The organism is Ruegeria sp. PrR005, assembly GCF_010500245.1.
In the GTDB taxonomy this organism is placed as follows: domain Bacteria; phylum Pseudomonadota; class Alphaproteobacteria; order Rhodobacterales; family Rhodobacteraceae; genus Ruegeria_B; species Ruegeria_B marisflavi.
Genome location: NZ_JAAGOX010000032.1, coordinates 196,410 through 214,230 on the forward strand (window position 1 = coordinate 196,410; position 17,821 = coordinate 214,230).

At 61.0% G+C, this 17,821-nt stretch carries 17 protein-coding genes; 11 read left to right on the forward strand and 6 right to left on the reverse strand.

Annotation, left to right across the window (positions count from 1 at the left end; translation table 11 throughout):
* The first annotated feature begins 8 nt into the window (after positions 1-8).
* From G0P99_RS16550 to G0P99_RS16560, 3 genes are read left to right on the forward strand one after another with little or no spacing between them, the layout of a single operon-like run.
* Positions 9-1,631, forward strand: a complete 1,623-nt coding sequence (locus G0P99_RS16550) for an ABC transporter ATP-binding protein (RefSeq protein ID WP_164131582.1) — start codon at positions 9-11, stop codon at positions 1,629-1,631.
* 31 nt (positions 1,632-1,662) lie between these two features.
* Positions 1,663-2,832 carry a M20 aminoacylase family protein gene (locus G0P99_RS16555; RefSeq protein ID WP_164131583.1) on the forward strand — a complete coding sequence of 390 codons (1,170 nt, stop codon included), beginning with the start codon at positions 1,663-1,665 and terminating at the stop codon, positions 2,830-2,832.
* A gap of 4 nt (positions 2,833-2,836) precedes the next feature.
* Positions 2,837-3,967, forward strand: a complete 1,131-nt coding sequence (locus G0P99_RS16560; protein WP_164131584.1) for a M20/M25/M40 family metallo-hydrolase — start codon at positions 2,837-2,839, stop codon at positions 3,965-3,967.
* A gap of 69 nt (positions 3,968-4,036) precedes the next feature.
* Here the strand turns inward: G0P99_RS16560 and G0P99_RS16565 are convergent, their stop codons facing one another.
* A complete protein-coding gene (locus G0P99_RS16565) occupies positions 4,037-5,359 on the reverse strand; it encodes an ammonium transporter (protein WP_164131585.1) in 1,323 nt (440 codons plus the stop codon).
* Between the two features lie 35 nt (positions 5,360-5,394).
* Positions 5,395-5,733, reverse strand: coding sequence for a P-II family nitrogen regulator (locus G0P99_RS16570; RefSeq protein ID WP_164131586.1), 339 nt, complete (start codon positions 5,731-5,733; stop codon positions 5,395-5,397).
* Positions 5,734-5,986: 253 nt separating this feature from the next.
* Between G0P99_RS16570 and G0P99_RS16575 the strand changes: the two genes are divergently transcribed.
* Positions 5,987-8,131, forward strand: a complete 2,145-nt coding sequence (locus tag G0P99_RS16575; protein ID WP_164131587.1) for a transglycosylase domain-containing protein — start codon at positions 5,987-5,989, stop codon at positions 8,129-8,131.
* A gap of 30 nt (positions 8,132-8,161) precedes the next feature.
* On the opposite strand, the gene G0P99_RS16580 is transcribed toward G0P99_RS16575, so the two are convergent.
* Both G0P99_RS16580 and G0P99_RS16585 read right to left on the reverse strand, forming a co-directional pair.
* Positions 8,162-8,770: a phospholipid-binding protein MlaC gene (locus tag G0P99_RS16580; protein ID WP_164131588.1), complete on the reverse strand. Its 609-nt coding sequence runs from the start codon at positions 8,768-8,770 to the stop codon at positions 8,162-8,164.
* Positions 8,760-9,575 (reverse strand): VacJ family lipoprotein, encoded by an 816-nt coding sequence (locus G0P99_RS16585; protein WP_164131589.1) that lies wholly within the window; start codon positions 9,573-9,575, stop codon positions 8,760-8,762. The genes G0P99_RS16580 and G0P99_RS16585 overlap by 11 nt, the downstream gene beginning before the upstream one ends.
* Before the next feature lie 199 nt (positions 9,576-9,774).
* Here G0P99_RS16585 and G0P99_RS16590 point away from each other — a divergent pair, with 199 nt between their 5' ends.
* The 6 genes from G0P99_RS16590 (at position 9,775) to G0P99_RS16615 (ending at position 15,616) form a co-directional block, all read left to right on the forward strand.
* Positions 9,775-11,508 (forward strand): type I secretion system permease/ATPase, encoded by a 1,734-nt coding sequence (locus tag G0P99_RS16590; protein ID WP_164131590.1) that lies wholly within the window; start codon positions 9,775-9,777, stop codon positions 11,506-11,508.
* Complete coding sequence (locus G0P99_RS16595) at positions 11,505-12,806, forward strand: HlyD family type I secretion periplasmic adaptor subunit (RefSeq protein WP_164131591.1); 1,302 nt, start codon at positions 11,505-11,507, stop codon at positions 12,804-12,806. The genes G0P99_RS16590 and G0P99_RS16595 overlap by 4 nt, the downstream gene beginning before the upstream one ends.
* A 74-nt stretch (positions 12,807-12,880) precedes the next feature.
* Positions 12,881-13,339 carry a RidA family protein gene (locus G0P99_RS16600; protein ID WP_164131592.1) on the forward strand — a complete coding sequence of 153 codons (459 nt, stop codon included), beginning with the start codon at positions 12,881-12,883 and terminating at the stop codon, positions 13,337-13,339.
* Entirely contained in the window at positions 13,336-14,094 is a 759-nt protein-coding gene (locus tag G0P99_RS16605) for a glycerophosphodiester phosphodiesterase family protein (RefSeq protein ID WP_164131593.1), read from the forward strand. Before G0P99_RS16600 ends, G0P99_RS16605 begins: the two co-directional genes overlap by 4 nt.
* A gap of 44 nt (positions 14,095-14,138) precedes the next feature.
* Positions 14,139-15,326, forward strand: coding sequence for a GNAT family N-acetyltransferase (locus tag G0P99_RS16610; RefSeq protein WP_164131594.1), 1,188 nt, complete (start codon positions 14,139-14,141; stop codon positions 15,324-15,326).
* On the forward strand, positions 15,323-15,616 hold the full coding sequence (locus G0P99_RS16615; RefSeq protein ID WP_164131595.1) for a 4a-hydroxytetrahydrobiopterin dehydratase: 294 nt from the start codon (positions 15,323-15,325) through the stop codon (positions 15,614-15,616). The genes G0P99_RS16610 and G0P99_RS16615 overlap by 4 nt, the downstream gene beginning before the upstream one ends.
* Here G0P99_RS16615 and G0P99_RS16620 read toward each other — a convergent pair.
* On the reverse strand, positions 15,613-16,035 hold the full coding sequence (locus tag G0P99_RS16620) for a helix-turn-helix domain-containing protein (RefSeq protein WP_164131596.1): 423 nt from the start codon (positions 16,033-16,035) through the stop codon (positions 15,613-15,615). The two genes, G0P99_RS16615 and G0P99_RS16620, sit on opposite strands and share 4 nt — an antisense overlap.
* 67 nt (positions 16,036-16,102) lie before the next feature.
* Between G0P99_RS16620 and G0P99_RS16625 the strand changes: the two genes are divergently transcribed.
* Entirely contained in the window at positions 16,103-17,323 is a 1,221-nt protein-coding gene (locus G0P99_RS16625) for an MFS transporter (RefSeq protein ID WP_164131597.1), read from the forward strand.
* A gap of 4 nt (positions 17,324-17,327) precedes the next feature.
* Here the strand turns inward: G0P99_RS16625 and G0P99_RS16630 are convergent, their stop codons facing one another.
* Positions 17,328-17,813 carry a peroxiredoxin gene (locus tag G0P99_RS16630; RefSeq protein ID WP_164131598.1) on the reverse strand — a complete coding sequence of 162 codons (486 nt, stop codon included), beginning with the start codon at positions 17,811-17,813 and terminating at the stop codon, positions 17,328-17,330.
* Between the last annotated feature and the right edge of the window lie 8 nt (positions 17,814-17,821).

A 17,821-nucleotide genomic window follows, 5' to 3' on the forward strand; every position in this document is an offset into this window, starting at 1 on the left:
CGCAGGAAATGGAACAGCAAAACGTCCTTGAGGTTCGCAACCTGAGCGTCAGCCTGCCGAAAAACGCAGACCGACCCAATGCGGTTGAAAACATCAGCTTTACAGTCGCCCCGGGCGAGATCGTCTGTGTCGTGGGCGAAAGCGGATCGGGCAAATCGGTTACCGCCTCGGCTGTCATGGGGTTGCTGCCAGCGGCCCTGAAGCCGTCAACGGGCGAGACGCTCCTGCAAGGCGAGGATACACTTCAGGCCAACGCGAACCGGCTTCGCGACCTGCGCGGCACTCGCATGGCGATGATCTTTCAAGAGCCGATGACCGCGCTCAACCCCGTGACCCGGGTGGGCGAACAGATATCCGAAGTGCTTGAGATCCACACTGATCTTTCCGCCGCTGATCGGCGCAAGCGTGCCATCGAGATCATGGAGGCGGTACACCTGCCTGACCCTGAAAAGATGGTCGACAGCTTCCCGCATCAACTTTCGGGCGGGCAGCGTCAACGGATCATGATCGCGATGGCGCTGGTGCTTGACCCTGCGCTGTTGATTGCGGATGAACCCACGACGGCGCTGGATGTGACGACTCAGGCGCAGATCCTCAAACTGATCAAAGAGATGCAGGAGCGGCGCGGAACCGGCGTTCTGTTCATCACCCATGACTTTGGCGTGGTGGCGGAAATCGCCGACCGCATTGTCGTCATGCAAAACGGCCGGGTGGTCGAATATGGCGACCGCGATGATGTTCTGCGCCGACCCAAGGAACCCTACACTCAGATGCTGATGGCCTCGGTGCCGTCCATGACGCCGCCGGATCGGATGCCGCGGACCGGGAAAAACGCGATCGAGGTAAGCAACCTCAACAAGATCTATGGCCGTACCGGCTGGCTGTCCAAGGACCGGATTGTGCATGCGGCCTCAAATGTCGACCTGCATGTCCGCAGGGGCGAGACCCTGGGCATCGTGGGTGAATCCGGGTCGGGCAAATCCACCGTCGCGCGCTGCATCGCCCGATTGATCGACCCGACATCGGGCACCATCAGCTTGCATGGCACCGATATTGGCACCCTGCCTCAGGCCAAATTGCGCCCGCATCGCCGCAAGGTGCAGATCGTATTCCAGGATCCTTACCGGTCGCTCAATCCGCGCCGCACCATCGGGCAGTCGCTGGTCGAAGCGCCGGTGAATTTCGGCGTGCCGATTGATCAGGCGCTGAAAACGGCGCGCGACCTGATGGAGCTGGTCGGGCTGTCGGGGGACGCGCTGGAACGTTACCCGCACCAGTTCTCGGGTGGTCAGCGACAGCGTATCTGCATCGCCCGGGCGCTGGCCGTGGAACCCGACGTGCTGATCGCGGACGAGGCGGTTTCAGCTCTCGATGTCTCGGTTCAGGCACAGGTGCTTGAATTGCTCGATGACATCCGCGAGCGTTATGACCTTGCCATGCTCTTCATCACTCACGATTTGCGCGTCGCTGCTCAGATCTGCGACCGCCTGATCGTGATGAAAAAGGGCGTTGTTGTGGAACAGGGCCCGACGAAAGAGGTCTATTCCAACCCGCAACACGACTATACCCGGCTGTTGCTCGACGCAGCGCCAGGGCGCGACGTCACCTTTGGTTCTGATACCGCTGCCTGAGACCAGGCAGGGTTACGAAAAGGAAAACCACATGGGCATTCTTCCTGTCATCGAACAAAGCAAGGCCGAGTTGGAGGCGATCTTCAAGGATCTGCATGCCCACCCTGAGATTGGATTCACCGAAACCCGCACCGCTGGTGTGGTGGCCGAAAAGCTCCGTGCATATGGGGTGGACGAGGTGCACGAGGGCATCGGCAAGACGGGTGTTGTCGCACTCATCAAGGGCAAGGGCGGCGGTAACCGCCGCGTCGGCCTGCGGGCGGACATGGATGCGCTGCCGATCCACGAGGAATCCGGGCTCGATTATTCGTCGCAGAACCCCGGCGTCATGCATGCCTGCGGTCATGACGCTCATACCACGATGTTGTTGGGCGCGGCCAAGCACCTTGCCGAGACCCGCGATTTCGACGGCACCGCTGTCCTGATCTTTCAGCCTGCCGAAGAGGGGCTGGGCGGCGCGCGCGGCATGCTGGCCGATGGGTTGTTCGAGAAGTTTCCCTGCGACGAGGTTTACGGCCTGCATAACTGGCCCAGTGGCCAGCCACGCAAATTCGGTATCGTCAAGGGTGCCGCGATGGCCGGATCGAGCTTTTTCGACATCAAGATCAAGGGCAAGGGCAGTCACGGCGCCATGCCGCATGAATCGCGGGATCCGCTCATTATCGCGTCGTCGCTGGTGGGCGACATCCAGACCATCGTGTCGCGCAATGTGCGCGCGCTCGACGCCTGCGTCGTCTCGGTCACGCAGATCCATGCCGGATCGGCCTATAACGTGGTGCCTGACACGGCAACGCTGGCCGGTACCATCCGGTATTTCAAGGACGAGGTCTGCGAATTGGCGGAGCGCCGGATGAAAGAGCTCTGCGATGGTTTTGCGCTGGCCTATGGGGTCGAAATCGACCTGCACCTGCGCAACGTCTTCAACGTGCTGCAAAACGATTCTGACCTGTCCGATGCCTATATGGAAGCCGCAGGGGATATCGTTGGCGCCGAGAACGTCGTTGAGCGCGACGAGCCGGTGACAGGGTCCGAGGATTTCGCCGACATGCTGCGTGTGGTGCCCGGAGCCTATTGCACGCTGGGTCATGCAGGTACGGTTGCTGTTCATAACCCGAAATTCGTGATCGACACCGGCATCCTGCCGGTTGGGGCGTCTATCATGGCGCGCGTGCTGGAACGCCGCCTGCCGTTGGCTGGATAAACATATGTCCTTTCTGGATCTGCCTTTTGACACCGACACGATGGTGGCGGGCCTGCGCCCCTGGATCGAATGCGAAAGCCCCACGTTTGATGCCAGCGCAGTAAACCGCATGATGGATCTGGCCGCCTATGACCTGGCCGGTCTCGGCACGGTCGAGCGCATTCCAGGCCGGTTGGGGTTCGGCGGCAGTCTACGGGTACGCCTGCCGCATCCGGATGCGGGCAAGCCGGGCATCCTGATCTCGGGTCACATGGATACGGTCCACCCGGTCGGGACGTTGAACAAACTGCCGTTCCGGCGCGAGGGAAACCTGTGCTATGGCCCAGGTATTCAGGACATGAAGGGCGGCAATTTCTGCGCGGTCGAGGCACTGCGCCAACTGGCCGGTGCGGGCATGCAGACGCCGCTGCCCGTGACGGTTCTTTTTACCCCGGACGAAGAGGTCGGCACCCCGTCGACCCGCGAGTTGATCGAGGCGGAAGCCGCACGCAATCGGTATGTCCTGGTTCCTGAACCCGCTCGCGACGATGGCGGCGCAGTCGTCGGCCGTTACGCCATCGCGCGCTTCAATCTGGAAACAGTGGGCCGTCCCAGCCATGCCGGTGCAAGACTGGCCGAAGGCCGGTCTGCAATTGCCGCGATGGCGCGCAAGATCCTTGAGGTCGAGGCGATGACCGGCCCCGATTGCACGTTCAGCGTCGGCGTGATCCATGCCGGGCAATGGGTCAACTGCGTATCCTCGGCCTGTCAGGCCGAAGCGCTCAGCATGGCCAAACGGCAAGAGGATCTGGACAACGGCGTCGCACGGATGCTGGCCCTCTCTGGCGAGGAGAATGGGGTTGAGTTCCGCGTCACCCGTGGTGTCACCCGCCCTGTCTGGGAACCCGATCAGCCCGGCACGATGGCGATGTTCGAAATCGCGCGCGAGATTGCGCAAGAGCTGGGATTTGATCTGACAGCGGCCAGCGCAGGCGGCGGATCGGACGGGAATTTCACCGGTGCGATGGGTATTCCCACGCTCGATTCCATCGGCGTGCGCGGCAAGGGGCTGCATACGCTGAACGAACATATCGAGGTCGACAGCCTGCCCGAGCGTGCCCGGCTGATCGCCGGGCTTCTCATGCGTCTGTCCTGAACCAACCGCGACGAAAAAACCCGGGCCAAAGGGCCCGGGCAAGGTCTCACGCCAGGTGAGGAAGGAAGCTTAGGATTTCGAGAACTCGGGATAGGCTTCCATGCCCAGTTCGGCCATGTCGAGCCCGTTGATCTCGTCCTCGGAGGAGACACGAATTCCCATCACGGTCTTGAGCACGAACCAGAGCACGCCCGAGACAACGAAGGTGAAGGCGCCGACGACGACGATGGAGTAGAGCTGGGTGCCCAGGCTCGCATCGCCATTGGTAAGAACCACGGCGATTGTGCCCCAGATGCCCGCCATCAGGTGAACCGGGATCGCGCCGACAACGTCGTCGATCTTGACGCGGTCGAGGAAAGGCACAGCGAAGACCACGATCACCCCACCTACGGCGCCGATCAGGGTAGCAGCACCCAGGCCGGGGGTCAGCGGCTCGGCAGTGATCGACACCAGGCCAGCCAGCGCGCCGTTCAGCACCATGGTCAGGTCGACCTTTTTGTACATCAGCTGGGTCAGGATCAGGGCCGCGATGGCGCCACCCGCTGCTGCGGTGTTGGTGTTTGCGAAAATCCGGCTGATGTCAGCGACGTTGCCTGCTGTGTCCATATAGAGCTGCGAACCGCCGTTGAAACCGAACCAGCCCATCCACAGAATGAACGTACCCAGCGTGGCGAGCGGCAGGTTCGAACCCATGATCGGGATCACACGACCGTCCTTGTACTTGCCGATGCGGGGGCCAAGGATCAGCGCGCCAGCAAGTGCCGCCCAACCACCGACCGAGTGAACCACGGTCGAACCGGCGAAATCGAGGAACCCGGCTGCATCCAGGAAACCGCCGCCCCATTTCCACGACGCCTGGATCGGGTAGATCAGGCCGGTCAGCACGACGACAAAGATCAGGAAGGGCCAGAGCTTGATCCGTTCCGCCAAGGTGCCCGACACGATCGAGGCGGTCGTGGCGCAGAACATCAGCTGAAAGAAGAAGTCAGAACCAACGCTGGCATAGGTCAGGTCGGTTTCGGTATCGGCCAGCCCGACCGGCTCCATCGCCGCCATCGAGAAGGCGCCCAGCACACCGTCGATGCTCCAGCCGTCGCCGGGATACATCAGGTTGTAGCCGACGGCGTAATACATCAGCGCCGCGATCGAGAAGAGCGCGATGTTCTTGGTCAGCTGCATGGTCACGTTCTTTTGCCGTACCAGCCCGGCCTCGAGCATGGTGAAACCGGCTGCCATCCACATCACCAGGAACCCGGTGACCAGGAACATGAAAGTGGTAAAGATATAGCCGATTTCCTCGTTCGGCGGCGTAACATCGGCCTCTTGGGCCAGTCCCAGCGTCGGCAACGCGATCAACGCGGCGGCCGGAAGAAGTGTCTTGCTTAGCGTCATAGCCTTGGTTTCCTTGAACATGTCTGAGGCGCCGATCACAGCGCGTCCTCGTCGGTTTCACCGGTGCGCACGCGCAGGGCCTGTGCCACGTCGACGACGAAAATCTTGCCGTCACCAATCTTGCCGGTGCGGGCCGTGTTCGCGATCGTTTCGACGATCTGGTCGACAACCTGATCCGAGACGACCAGTTCCAGCTTGATCTTGGGTACGAAATTCACGGTGTATTCCGCGCCGCGATAGATTTCGGTGTGACCGGACTGGGCGCCAAACCCCTTGATCTCGGTCACCATCATGCCGCGCACCCCGGCATCGGTCAGGGCCTGCCTGACTTCCTCCAGCTTGAACGGCTTGATCGTTGCTATGATCAGTTTCACGTCTTTCCCCTTCGTTCAGCCGGTGGCTCCGGCACTTTGCACATGCAGAAAGACCGGTTCAGGCCCTGTAACGAAGGGTTTTGCGCAAGTTTTGGCTGGAAATTCAGGGATGAGCGCACAAATTTTGCACAAAAAAACAAAAACGATAAAAAATTAAGCAATGCCAAAAAGGGGAATATCGGGAAATTCGCACCTCTACATGGACCGCGCGAGGCGCTATTGTGCGATCCAAGAAAAATCGGGCAGATCTGGCATGACGGATTCCAAGCGGCGCAAATCGGGTTTAATCGCCGACAAACGGTATGGCGCAAAGAGCAAGTCCCCGGCCCCGGCAAAACCGCGCGGCGCTGGCGGGAAACCGGCGCCGAAACGAAAGTCGAAACCGCCCAGGCGTTCGGGTGGCAACGTCATCACCCGTTTCTTTGGCTGGATCTTCGGTCTGGTCTGGGGGCTGATCTGGCGTACCGGTATGATCGTGGTGCTGCTGGTCGGATTGGCCGTCGCCCTGATCTATTCCACCTTACCGGATGTCAGCGCTCTGCTCGATGGGCGTGCCCGCGGGTCGGTCACACTGATGGACCGGGACGGCAAGGTGTTTGCCTGGCGCGGTGATCAGTTCGGAGGGGTCATCACGACCGATACCGTTTCGCCGCACCTCAAGAACGCGGTTCTCGCGACCGAGGACAAGCGCTTCTACTATCATTTCGGCGTCAGCCCGCGCGGCGTGGCAAGCGCCGTGCGCATCAACCTGCGCGAGGGGCGGGGGCCGTTGTCGGGTCATGGCGGTTCGACCATCACCCAGCAGACGGCCAAGCTTTTGTGTCTGGGTGTGCCCTATGATCCAGCTGTCTGGAAATCCGAAGCAGAATACGAATCCGACTGTAGGCAGGGATCGTTGTGGCGCAAGATCAAGGAAGCCGTCTTTGCCATGGCGATGGAGGCCAAATACAGCAAGGACGAAATCCTCAACATCTATCTGAACCGGGCCTTTCTTGGAGCGGGCGCGCGCGGGTTCGAAGCGGCCAGCCAGCGCTATTTCGGCAAATCCGCTGCGCAGGTAAACCCGTCCGAGGCCGCAATGCTGGCTGGCCTACTGGTGGCGCCGACGCGCTATGCGCCGACCAATAGCCTTAAACGCTCGCAGGAGCGGGCTCAGGTCGTGCTGGGGTTGATGGAAGAGCAGGGCTATCTGACCGCTGACCAGGCGCAGGCGGCCCGGGCCAATCCTGCGCTTTTGTCCGAAGCGGCGGCGGCGCAGGCGGGCGGGTATTTTGCCGACTGGGTGATGAGCGAGCTGCCGGACTATTTTGGCGGCAATACCACCGAGGACGTGATCATCAAGACCACGCTCGACCAGCGAATCCAGACCTCGGCCGAAGAGGCGATGCGCTTCATCTTCCAGGAAAAGGTGCGCGACGGGTCCAAGGCGCAGGCCGCCATTGTCGTCATGTCTGCCGACGGAGCCGTGCGTGCGATGGTGGGCGGCCGCGATACCCGTGTGACAGGCGCGTTCAACCGGGCGACCCAGGCGGCCCGGCAGACCGGATCGTCCTTCAAGCCTTTTGTCTATGCCACCGCGCTGGAGATGGGGCATTCGCCGCTCGATACGGTGGTGGATGAACCCTATTGCATCAACATCCCCGGATCGGGGCAGTGGTGCCCAAAGAACTATACCAACAAGTATTACGGCCGGGTCACGCTGGCGCAGGCGCTGAAGGATTCTCTGAACGTCCCCGCCGTCAAGGTGGCCGAGGCGATGGGTCTCAACAATGTCCGCCGTGTGGCCAGCGACTTTGGCATCGAAAGCGATCTCGCCGCCGGACCGGCATTGGCGCTGGGCGCCTCGGAAAGCTCTCTGCTGGAAATGACAGGGGCCTATGCGGGTATTCTGAACGGCGGTTCCTCGGTAGAGCCTTACGGCTTGACCGAGTTGCGCCTTCAAGGCGAAAACGAGGTTTTGATGGGCACGGGAACCGGTATCGGCGAACGTGTGATCAACGCCGAGGCGGCGGGACAACTGATCTGGATGATGGAGAAAGTGATCTCAGAAGGGTCCGGTCGGCGTGCGGCGCTGCCCGGCTGGCAAGCGGCCGGCAAGACCGGCACGACCCAGGCGGCACGCGATGCCTGGTTTATCGGGTTTACCGCCGATTACGTCGCCGGGGTCTGGATGGGATACGACGACAACACGCCGCTCAGTGGCGTGACCGGTGGCGGCCTGCCAGCCGAGATCTGGCACGAAACCATGATCCGGGTACACGAAGGCATGACGCCAAAACCGTTGCCGATGCAGGCGCCGCGCCAGCCGGTGGTTGTCGCAAAGCCGAAACCCAAAAAACCGCAAGGCGGTCTGGGTCAGGCGGTCGACAAGCTGTTGAAGGATCTGTTTGGCAACTGACCGCCCTGAAAAGGGCGGTCTTGCGCAGTATTATCCGGCCGACGCCAGGTCGCTGATAACCGCGTCGATATTGCCCTTGCGTCGATCCAGCATCGAACCGATTTCAGTGCGTTCGGTCAAGAGCAGGTTCACCCCTTCGATGAACATGTTGAAAAACTTGCTCTTGCCAGATTTGTCCGACACCAGGAATGTTACGTCAAACGGCGCTTGTCCCTGCAACTTGACCTTTGTGCGGACTTCATAGCCCGCCTTGATCTTGCGTGCGGCCTGCACCGTGACAGAGCCGCCGATGAACTCCCGGAACCGTTTGCCGTACTTGCGTGCGATGTAGCCCTGGAACGCGTTGGTGAAGTTCTTCAACTGCGCCGGCGTAGCCGAACGCGCATCGGGGCCAAGCGCATAGCGTGCCATGATCGGAACGTCGCCATAGCGAATAAAGATCCGCTCGAAATCCTTGATCATCGCACTTTCGGATTTGCCCGATGCGATCACCTTGTTGATCTCGGTCACAACCTCATTCACCAGCGACGAGGCGCTCGCCTCGGTCAAGGCGAAGGCCGGGACAGGCAGGGACAGCGCGGTCAGGCCAGCCGCCAAGGTGGTCGCAAAACTACGGCGGGAGAAAAGCTTACTCGGCATAGGGGTCCTCATACGGGTCAGCCAGATCGGGCGCGACCGGTGTTCCGGTATCGGAATAAGGGTCACTGTACAGGCCCAGATAAGCATCTTCGTCGTCAGTTGCCAGTTCGAACCGGCGGTTTTGCAGGTAGATCAGGCGCAGCTGGGCGTAACTGTCCGAACTATCGTAGAGAATCGAATCGACCGTATCGGAATACAGGCCGCGATCCCCGAGCCGACGGACGATTTCCGCATAAACCCCGAGATTGTTGATCGGTCTGGTCGGTGCAAAGTCGATCGGATTGGTGAACAGGTTCACAAAGACGCCAACCGCGTCCCGGGTGGTGGACGGGCCGTACAAGGGCAATTCCAGATAGGGTCCCTCGGCAAAGCCCCAGACGTGCAAGGTTTCGCCGAAATCGGTATCGGCACGTGGAATCTCAAAATCGCTCGCCGGATCGGCGAGGCCAGCAAAGCCCACGGTCGAGTTCACGACAAATCGGAACAGCGTGGTTCCCGCCTCTTTCGGCTTGCCCTGCAACAAGTAGTCGACCATTTGCCCCGGCAGAGACAGGTTCTCGGCGAACATGTTGAAGGAGTTCACCATCGGTCGTGGAATGATGGTGACATACCCCTTGGCGGCCGGGCGAAAGAATGCTCTGTCGACACCACGATTGAAGTTGTGAATTGCGCGGTTGGTGTTTTCATACGGGTCGTGGATGCGACCTCCGGCATCCGGTGCGGGGTTCGAATCCGCACAGGCGGTCAGCGTCACCAACAATGGAACTGCAAGAAGCTTGAGCATTATTCGGGAGAACTTGGTCATGATGGTCTCGGAGATGCCAAAGCCGCCTGTCAGAGTCGAGGTCTGTAATCCAAAGGAGTGAACTTAAGGTTTGCGCAGATACATTGAAAACACATAGGCTATCTTTTCCGAATATGAAACAGCGACGCATTTAACTCGTAGGGCGGCTCGCGTAAAGAAAGCTATGCGCACAGCGACGCGAATTTGAGATCTTGTTCACATGACTTCTAAATCACATCTGCACGGCGCAGAGGAACTTCGAATGGCGCGTAGGCAAAGCCGGGCGCTGTACTGGTTTGTTGCCCTGTTCAGTTTTTTTGCGAATATGTTGATGCTGACCGGCCCGCTCTACATGCTTCAGGTCTATGACCGGGTGCTTGGAAGCCGGTCGGAGCAGACCCTGGTCGCCTTGTCGCTGCTTGTCGTGTTCCTTTATGGCGTCATGGGTATTCTCGACTTTACCCGAGGTCGGGTGATGGCCCGCGCCGGTGCGCGGTTCCAGACGCACCTGGATCACCGGGTTTTCAACGCGATGGTGAGACGGTCGGCTGTGGCCCAGGATCCGGTTGCGCAAACCGGTCTTGCCGATCTCGAATCGGTGCAACGCTTCATCTCCTCTCCAGTGACGATGTCGCTGTTCGACCTACCGTGGACGCCGGTGTTCCTTGCCGGTATCGCCATTTTCCATCCCTGGCTTGGCATAATGGCGCTGGCGGGTGGGTTTTTGCTGATTATCATTACCCTTCTGAACCAGCTCTTCTCTCGCAAGCCGACTTTTCATGCGGCCATTGCGGCAAACCGGGCCTCGCTGATCGGTGACGAAATCCGCAACGAGGCGGAAACGATCCAGTCGATGGGAATGCGCGGGGCGGCGTTCGCCCGTTGGAACGGCGCGCGCGAAACCTCGCTTGTCGATGGATTGGTTGCCAGCGACGTTGTCGGAAGTTTCTCGACCACCACCAAGACTCTGCGGCTATTCCTGCAATCGGCGATGCTGGGACTGGGAGCCTATCTGGTGTTGCTCGGCGAAGTCACACCCGGTGCGATGATTGCGGCCTCCATCCTGTTGGGTCGCGCCCTGGCGCCGGTCGAGATGATCGTGAACCAATGGCAGGTCGCGCAGCGCGCCATGAAAGGCTGGTCGAACCTGGCCGAGCTATTGGAGAAGGTGCCACCAGAGCAGCCGCGCATGCCGTTGCCCAAGCCAAAGGCCAAGCTCGACGTTCAGTCGCTGACCGTGGTACCGCCCGGGGATACCCGGGCGCAGCTCAAGACCGTCAACTTTTCGGTGCAGCCCGGGCAGGCCGTTGGTGTCATCGGTCCTTCGGGGTCCGGAAAATCGACGCTGGCCAAGGCACTGACCGGGTTATGGCGCCCGGCGGGTGGAACCGTTCGGCTGGACGGCGCTTCGCTGGACCAATACGATCCGGATGTCTTGGGTCAGCATATCGGTTACCTGCCGCAGCGGGTACAGCTGTTCGAGGGTACGATCGCCGAGAACATTGCACGCCTTTCCGGAAACCCTGACGCCAAAAAAGTGGTCGAAGCCGCAAAGAAGGCCGCAGTTCACGACATGATCGTGCAGTTGCCCAATGGTTACGACACCCGCATCTCCTCGGGCGGCGGTCGCCTGTCCGGTGGCCAGATGCAGCGGGTTGCACTGGCGCGCGCGCTCTACGACGATCCGGTGATCGTCATCCTCGACGAGCCGAACTCCAACCTCGACAATGAGGGGTCACAGGCGTTGAACCAGGCGATCAAGCTTCTCAAGGAGGCGGGAAAATCGGTGCTTATCATGGCGCACCGTCCGGCCGCGATTGCGGAATGTGATCTGCTTCTGGTGCTCGACCATGGTCAGGCCGTGGCCTTTGGTCCAAAGGATCAGGTCCTGAAAGAACGGGTCACAAATCACAAAACCATCCAGCAGGCCAAGGCGCTGGGAGGCGTGCGATGAGCGAGAACAGGTTTTCCGCACGTGGGCCCATTGTTTTTGGCATCATCGGCCTGATTATCCTTGTTGGTGGTTTCGGGACATGGGCGGTGATGAGCCAGATTGCCGGTGCGGTCGTCGCAGGCGGCCGGATCGAGGTCGACCGGAATCGGCAGATCGTGCAGCACCTCGATGGTGGGGTCGTGGCCGAAATCCAGGTCGACGAGGGCGATACCGTGACCGAAGGACAGGTTCTGATCCGGCTCGACAGCAACCTGCTGAATTCGCAATTGCTGATCACCGAAGGCCAGCTGTTCGAGTTGATGGCCCGCCGCGGTCGCCTCGAGGCTGAGCGCGACGGCAATGACACCATCACTTTCGAAGATGAACTGCTCGAAGTCGCGACTGGCCGACCCGAAGTGGCGGAACTCATCGACGGACAAGAACGGCTTTTCCGCGCCCGTCAGGAATCGGTCGACAAGGAAACCGAGCAACTGGAAAAGCGTCGCGGCCAGATCGGCAACCAGATCGAAGGTATCGTTGCGCAGCAAAAGTCGCGTCGGTCGCAGTTGAAGCTGATCGAAGAGGAATTGGTGAGCCAGCGTTCGTTGCTGGACAAAGGACTTGCCCAGGCCGCACGGGTTCTCAGCCTTGAACGGACCAAGGCGGATCTTGAAGGGTCGCTTGGTGAGTTGATCGCGGCTCAGGCGCAGCAAGAAGGCCGGATCACAGAGATCGACATCGAGATTCTGAAACTCGGTACCCGCCAACGGGAAGAAGCGATCACCAGGTTGCGCGACCTTCAGTACCGGGAGCTGGAACTCGCCGAACAGCGCCGTTCGTTGCAAGAGCAACTCTCGCGGCTGGATATCAAGGCGCCGGTGTCGGGTATTGTCTACGGATTGCAGGTTCATACTCCACGTTCGGTCATCCGGCCGGCGGAACCGGTCCTGTTCCTGGTGCCGCAAGACCGCCCGCTTGTCATCGCCGCCCGGGTCGAAACCATTCACATTGACCAGATCCATGTCGGTCAGCCGGTGATGCTGCGGTTCTCTGCACTCGACCAGCGGCAGACGCCGGAACTGGTCGGCACGGTGAAACAGATATCGGCCGACGCTTTTGTGGACGAGGCGAGTCAGGTTTCCTATTACCGCGCCGAAATCGAGTTGAACGAAGGCGAAATCGACAAACTGCCCGAAGGGGCGGTTCTCATTCCAGGGATGCCGGTCGAGGCGTTTATCCGCACCGCGGACCAGTCCCCGATCTATTATCTGGTCAAACCGCTGGCCGATTATTTCACCAAAGCGTTCCGCGAAACCTGATCTTTAGACCTTTTCCGCGCGAACGTTCCCGGTTAGCGTCCGCGCGACCGAAAGCCAACAGGAGGATTCCGACCATGGGTATCGAGGACAAACTGGCCAGTCTGGGTGTGACCCTGCCAAACGCCCCCGCTCCGGCGGCAAACTATGTGCCCTTCGTCAAAATGGGCAACATCGTCTATATCTCTGGTCAGATCTCGAACGACGAGAATGGCCTGATCGTTGGCAAACTGGGCGAGAATATGGATGTGGCCGCCGGTGCCGCAGCCGCGCGGCGTTGCGCGATCAATCTGTTGGCACAGGTCAAGGCCGCTTGCGGTGGCGATCTGGATCAACTCGTCCGTGTCATCAAGCTGACCGGCTTTGTGAACTCCACTGCTGATTTCACCAACCAGCCGCAGGTGATCAACGGCGCCTCTGATTTTCTGGTCGAGGCGCTGGGCGATGCCGGGAGGCACTCGCGTTCGGCGGTCAGCGCCGCAGCTCTTCCCCTGGGTGTCGCGGTCGAGATCGAAGGTATCTTCGAGGTAAAATGACGCCAGCTCTGCCTGCCGCCCTGCTTGGCGCGCCGATTGCACATCGCGGCTTTCATGACGCTCTTCAGGGCCGGCCCGAAAACAGCCGCGCGGCCATCCGCGCGGCCATCGATGCCGGTTACGCCATTGAGATCGACCTGCAACTGACCGCTGACGGTCAGGCGATGGTGTTTCACGATTACGACATGCGCAGGCTTACGGGGCGACCCGGTGCCATTCGCCAGATCTCGAGTGCTGATGCCAACAGCATCGCTTTGCTGCATGGGGATGGCGAGGGTATCCCAACCCTGACCGAAATTCTCGATCTTGTGGCTGGCCGCGCGCCGCTGCTGATCGAGTTGAAGGATCAGGATGGCGGGATGGGTCCCGAGATCGGTCTGTTGGAGGAAGCTGCCACCCAAGCCCTGGCCGGGTATCGGGGGCCGGTCGCTGTGATGTCCTTCAACCCATATAGCGTGGCCGCCATGGCGCGGCTTGCACCCGAACTGCCGCGCGGATTGGTGACCAGCGCCTATCTCCCGCACGAATGGCCGCTACCCGTCGCGACTTGCGAGCGTTTGCGCGACATCCCCGACTTCGAGAGTAGCGCCAGCGCATTCATCAGCCATGAGGTCGAAGATCTCACTCGTCCGCGTGTCGCCGAACTCAAGGCGCGAGGGGTACCGGTGCTGTGCTGGACCGTTCGCTCGGCGATACAGGCCTCCGAGGCGCGGAGCATCGCCGACAATATCACCTTCGAAGGGTACGCGGCTTGATCTTGCCCCCTCTGATCACAGATTGAGGTGGAAAGGGGCGGCGAATGGATCAGGCGCAGATCGAAGTTCGGGTAATGCAATCGCTGGAGGATATTCCGGCAACCGAGTGGGATTCCTGCGCCTGTCCCGAAACGCAGGATGGCGGTCGCCCGCTCGACCCTTTTACTACCTATCGGTTTCTCCGGGCGCTGGAGGAGAGCGGTTCGGTCGGGCGAGGCACCGGTTGGCAGCCGCAATATCTGACCGCTTATCTTGATGGCATGATGATCGGCGCGGCACCGATGTACATCAAATCCCACAGCCAGGGTGAATACATCTTCGACCACAGCTGGGCCCACGCCTATGAGCGGGCCGGCGGCCACTACTACCCCAAGCTTCAGGTCGCCGTGCCTTTTACCCCCGCCTCGGGGCGCAGGCTTCTGGTCCGGCCGGGCTATGAGGAGATCGGCCAGTCGGCTCTGGTTCAGGGTGCGGTTCAACTGGCGGCAAACAACAACGTCTCCAGCCTGCACATCACCTTCTGTACGGGGGCCGAGGCAGAGGCCGGCCGCCAGATGGGCCTGATGCACCGTGTGACCCAGCAGTTCCATTGGCTGAATGATGGCTATGTCGATTTCAACGGGTTTCTTGCCGCCCTGTCGTCGCGCAAGCGCAAGACGATCCGAAAGGAACGCGCGCAGGCCCAGGCGTTTGGTGGCCATATCCACGCCCTGACCGGCAACGACCTGCAACCCGAACACTGGGATGCATTCTGGCGCTTTTACCAGGACACTGGTTCGCGCAAATGGGGGTCTCCCTATCTGACGCGCTCCTTCTTCGACCTTGTGCACGACACGATGGCCGATGACGTTGTTCTGGTCCTGGCCGAGCGGGATGGGCATGCCATCGCGGGGGCGCTGAACTTCATCGGGCGCGAAACGCTTTTCGGCCGATACTGGGGGTGTACCGAACATCACCCCTGCCTGCATTTCGAACTGTGCTACTATCAGGCCATCGACTGGGCCATCACCCATGGCCTGATCCGAGTCGAGGCCGGGGCGCAAGGCGAACACAAGCTGGCGCGCGGGTACCTTCCGACCCGAACCCACAGCTTGCACTGGGTCAGCGACCCGGGTTTCGCGAATGCGGTCGCCCGTTATCTCGAGGCCGAGGGTGCTGCGGTCGATGAAGAAATTGAAATCCTGACGGACTATGGCCCGTTCAGAAAGACGCAAGTGGAGGAACAGCAATGAGCGAACGATTGTCCGAGGAAACCCGCGGGCCGCTGCTGGACCCGCTGCTGGCCAATGGCTGGACCATGGTCCAGGGCCGGGACGCGATCACCAAGACCTATTCCTTTGACACGTTTGTCGAGGCGATCGGCTGGATGATGCGGGTTGCGATCTGGGCCGAGAAATGGAACCACCATCCCGAGTGGTCGAATGTCTATGGCAAGGTCGTTGTCGTGCTGACCACCCATGACGTGGGCGGCCTCAGTTCGCTTGACGCGAAACTGGCCCGCAAGATGGACAGCCTCTGTTAGCGCGACGCGCGCTTCCCGCCCCGTGCGGATGTCCGCTCGGCCTGACGCATCAGCTTTTGAAAACTGGGGCAATCCAGATGTGATGGCGCCGGGCAATCGGCAACATGCCGCAAGGTATCCTGAAGCAATTGCAGGCGCCGGATCTGGCGGCCCAGATCGTCGGCACGCGCGTGCAGCTCGTCCCGGGGCAGATCGGGGCGTCCGTCGGCACCAAGCATCTGTGCGATCTCGGGCAGGCTGAACCCGGCCGTCTTGCCCATCGAGATAAGGGTCAGCCGCAACAGGGTCTGCGGCCCGTATTGCCGCCGCAACCCCTTGCGCCCGATAGGTGCGATCAGCCCCTGTTCCTCGTAATAGCGCAGCGTCGAGGGCGGCACGCCCGACTGCGCGGCAACCTTGCCGATATCGAGAACTTTCACACTTGACCTCAAGTTGGCTTGAATTCGCAGAGTGCCCGGAAGATGCGAATGGATCAAGAGGTCGATCATGAAGTCTCACGTCGAAATCCCCCCTGCCCATGCGGTCTGGCGCAACCGGCGCGCGCAGGCGCTGCTGTTGGCGGCAACGGCGACCATCATGGCGAACGCCACGATCAGCCCGGCCTTGCCCGGTCTGGCGCGAGAGTTTGCCGCTCATCCACAAGTCGATTTGTTGACCCGCCTTCTGGTGCCTGCGCCCTCGCTTGCCGTGGTGCTGGTCGCGCCGCTGGTCGGGGTCCTGTCCGACCGCATCGGGCGGCGTGGTCTGCTGGTCTGGGGCATCGCCCTCTTTGTTCTGGCGGGCAGTGCCGGGCTGTTGCTGCCGGGGTTGGAAAGCATCCTGATCAGCCGCCTGATTCTGGGCGTCGCGGTGGCCGCGATCATGACCACGCAAACCGCGCTGATCGGTGACTACTTCAGCGGTGCGGCACGGGCGGCGCTGACCGGATTGCAGACCTCGGCGCGCAACTTCGGCGGCTTTGTCTTCATTTCGACCGCAGGGCTGTTGGCGTCGCTCTCACCGCGTTTGCCCTTTGCCATCTATGCTATCCCGGTGCTGATCCTACCCTTTGTCTTGCGCGCCTTGCCGCGTCCGGTCCGCCGGGTTGCCGCGCAGGGCGGTGAGACCTCGGCGGCAAATGGGCACCGAAACTGGCGGTTGATCCTGACTGGCCTACTGCTGTTTCAGATGGTCACAAACATGACCTTCTTCATCATGCCGACGCAGATCCCCTTCTACCTGGACACACTGGGCCATGACAGCGCGGTAATGACCGGCACGGTGCTGGGCCTGCTGACACTGGCTGGAGGGCTTGCGGCGCTGGTCTATGGCCGCCTTGCCGTCCGTCTGCAAGTCACGGGGGTCTGGGCGCTGGGATATGGCGCCATGGCAATGGGCATGGCCGCTATCGGGACAAAGGCAGGGCTGCCTGTGATGCTGGCCGGTGCTGTTGCTATCGGCATCGGTTTCGCCTGGGTATTGCCTGTCTTTGTTACCGCAATGCTGGCGATTGCACCGGCACGGCGCCGGGGGGGCGCCGGGGGTCTGCTGACCACCGCCATCTTTCTGGGCCAGGTCCTGTCACCATTCCTGAGCCTGCCCATCATCGCCGCCATAGGCTTTGACGGGCTCTACCTGGGGGCCGGTGCCCTGCTGGCAACGATCAGCGCGCTGGCGCTGATCGCGGGAATCTTGCAGCGTATTCGCATTCGCGCCCACGCGGCCTGAGGTGTCAGATCTGCTCCAGCAGCTCTTCGCCTACGGTCAACTTGCAGGCGCCGGCTTCTTCTTCGAGGTTCAGAACTTTGACCACCCCGTCCTCTGCCATCAGGGCAAAGCGCTGGCAGCGGTCGTACAGGCCCACCACCGGTGCGCTGAACGCCAGCCCGATGGCCTTGGTGAACTCTGCCATAGGGTCGGCCAGCATGGTGATCCCGGCCTCGGCGGCGCCGCTCTGCTGACCCCAGGCTGTCATCACGAAGGGGTCATTCACGGAAACGCAGATCACCTCGTCCACGCCTTTGTCGGCCAAGGCCTGACGCGTACGGATGAAACTGGGCAGATGCGTCATCGAACAGCCACGCGTAAAGGCGCCCGGCAGGCCGAACATCACCACCTTGCGGCCCTTCAGCTTGGCTCCGAGATCGACCGTCTCGGGGCCCTTCTCGCTGAAGATCATGAACGTTGCGTCCGGCAGCCTGTCTCCGACTGAAATCATCCTTTTGA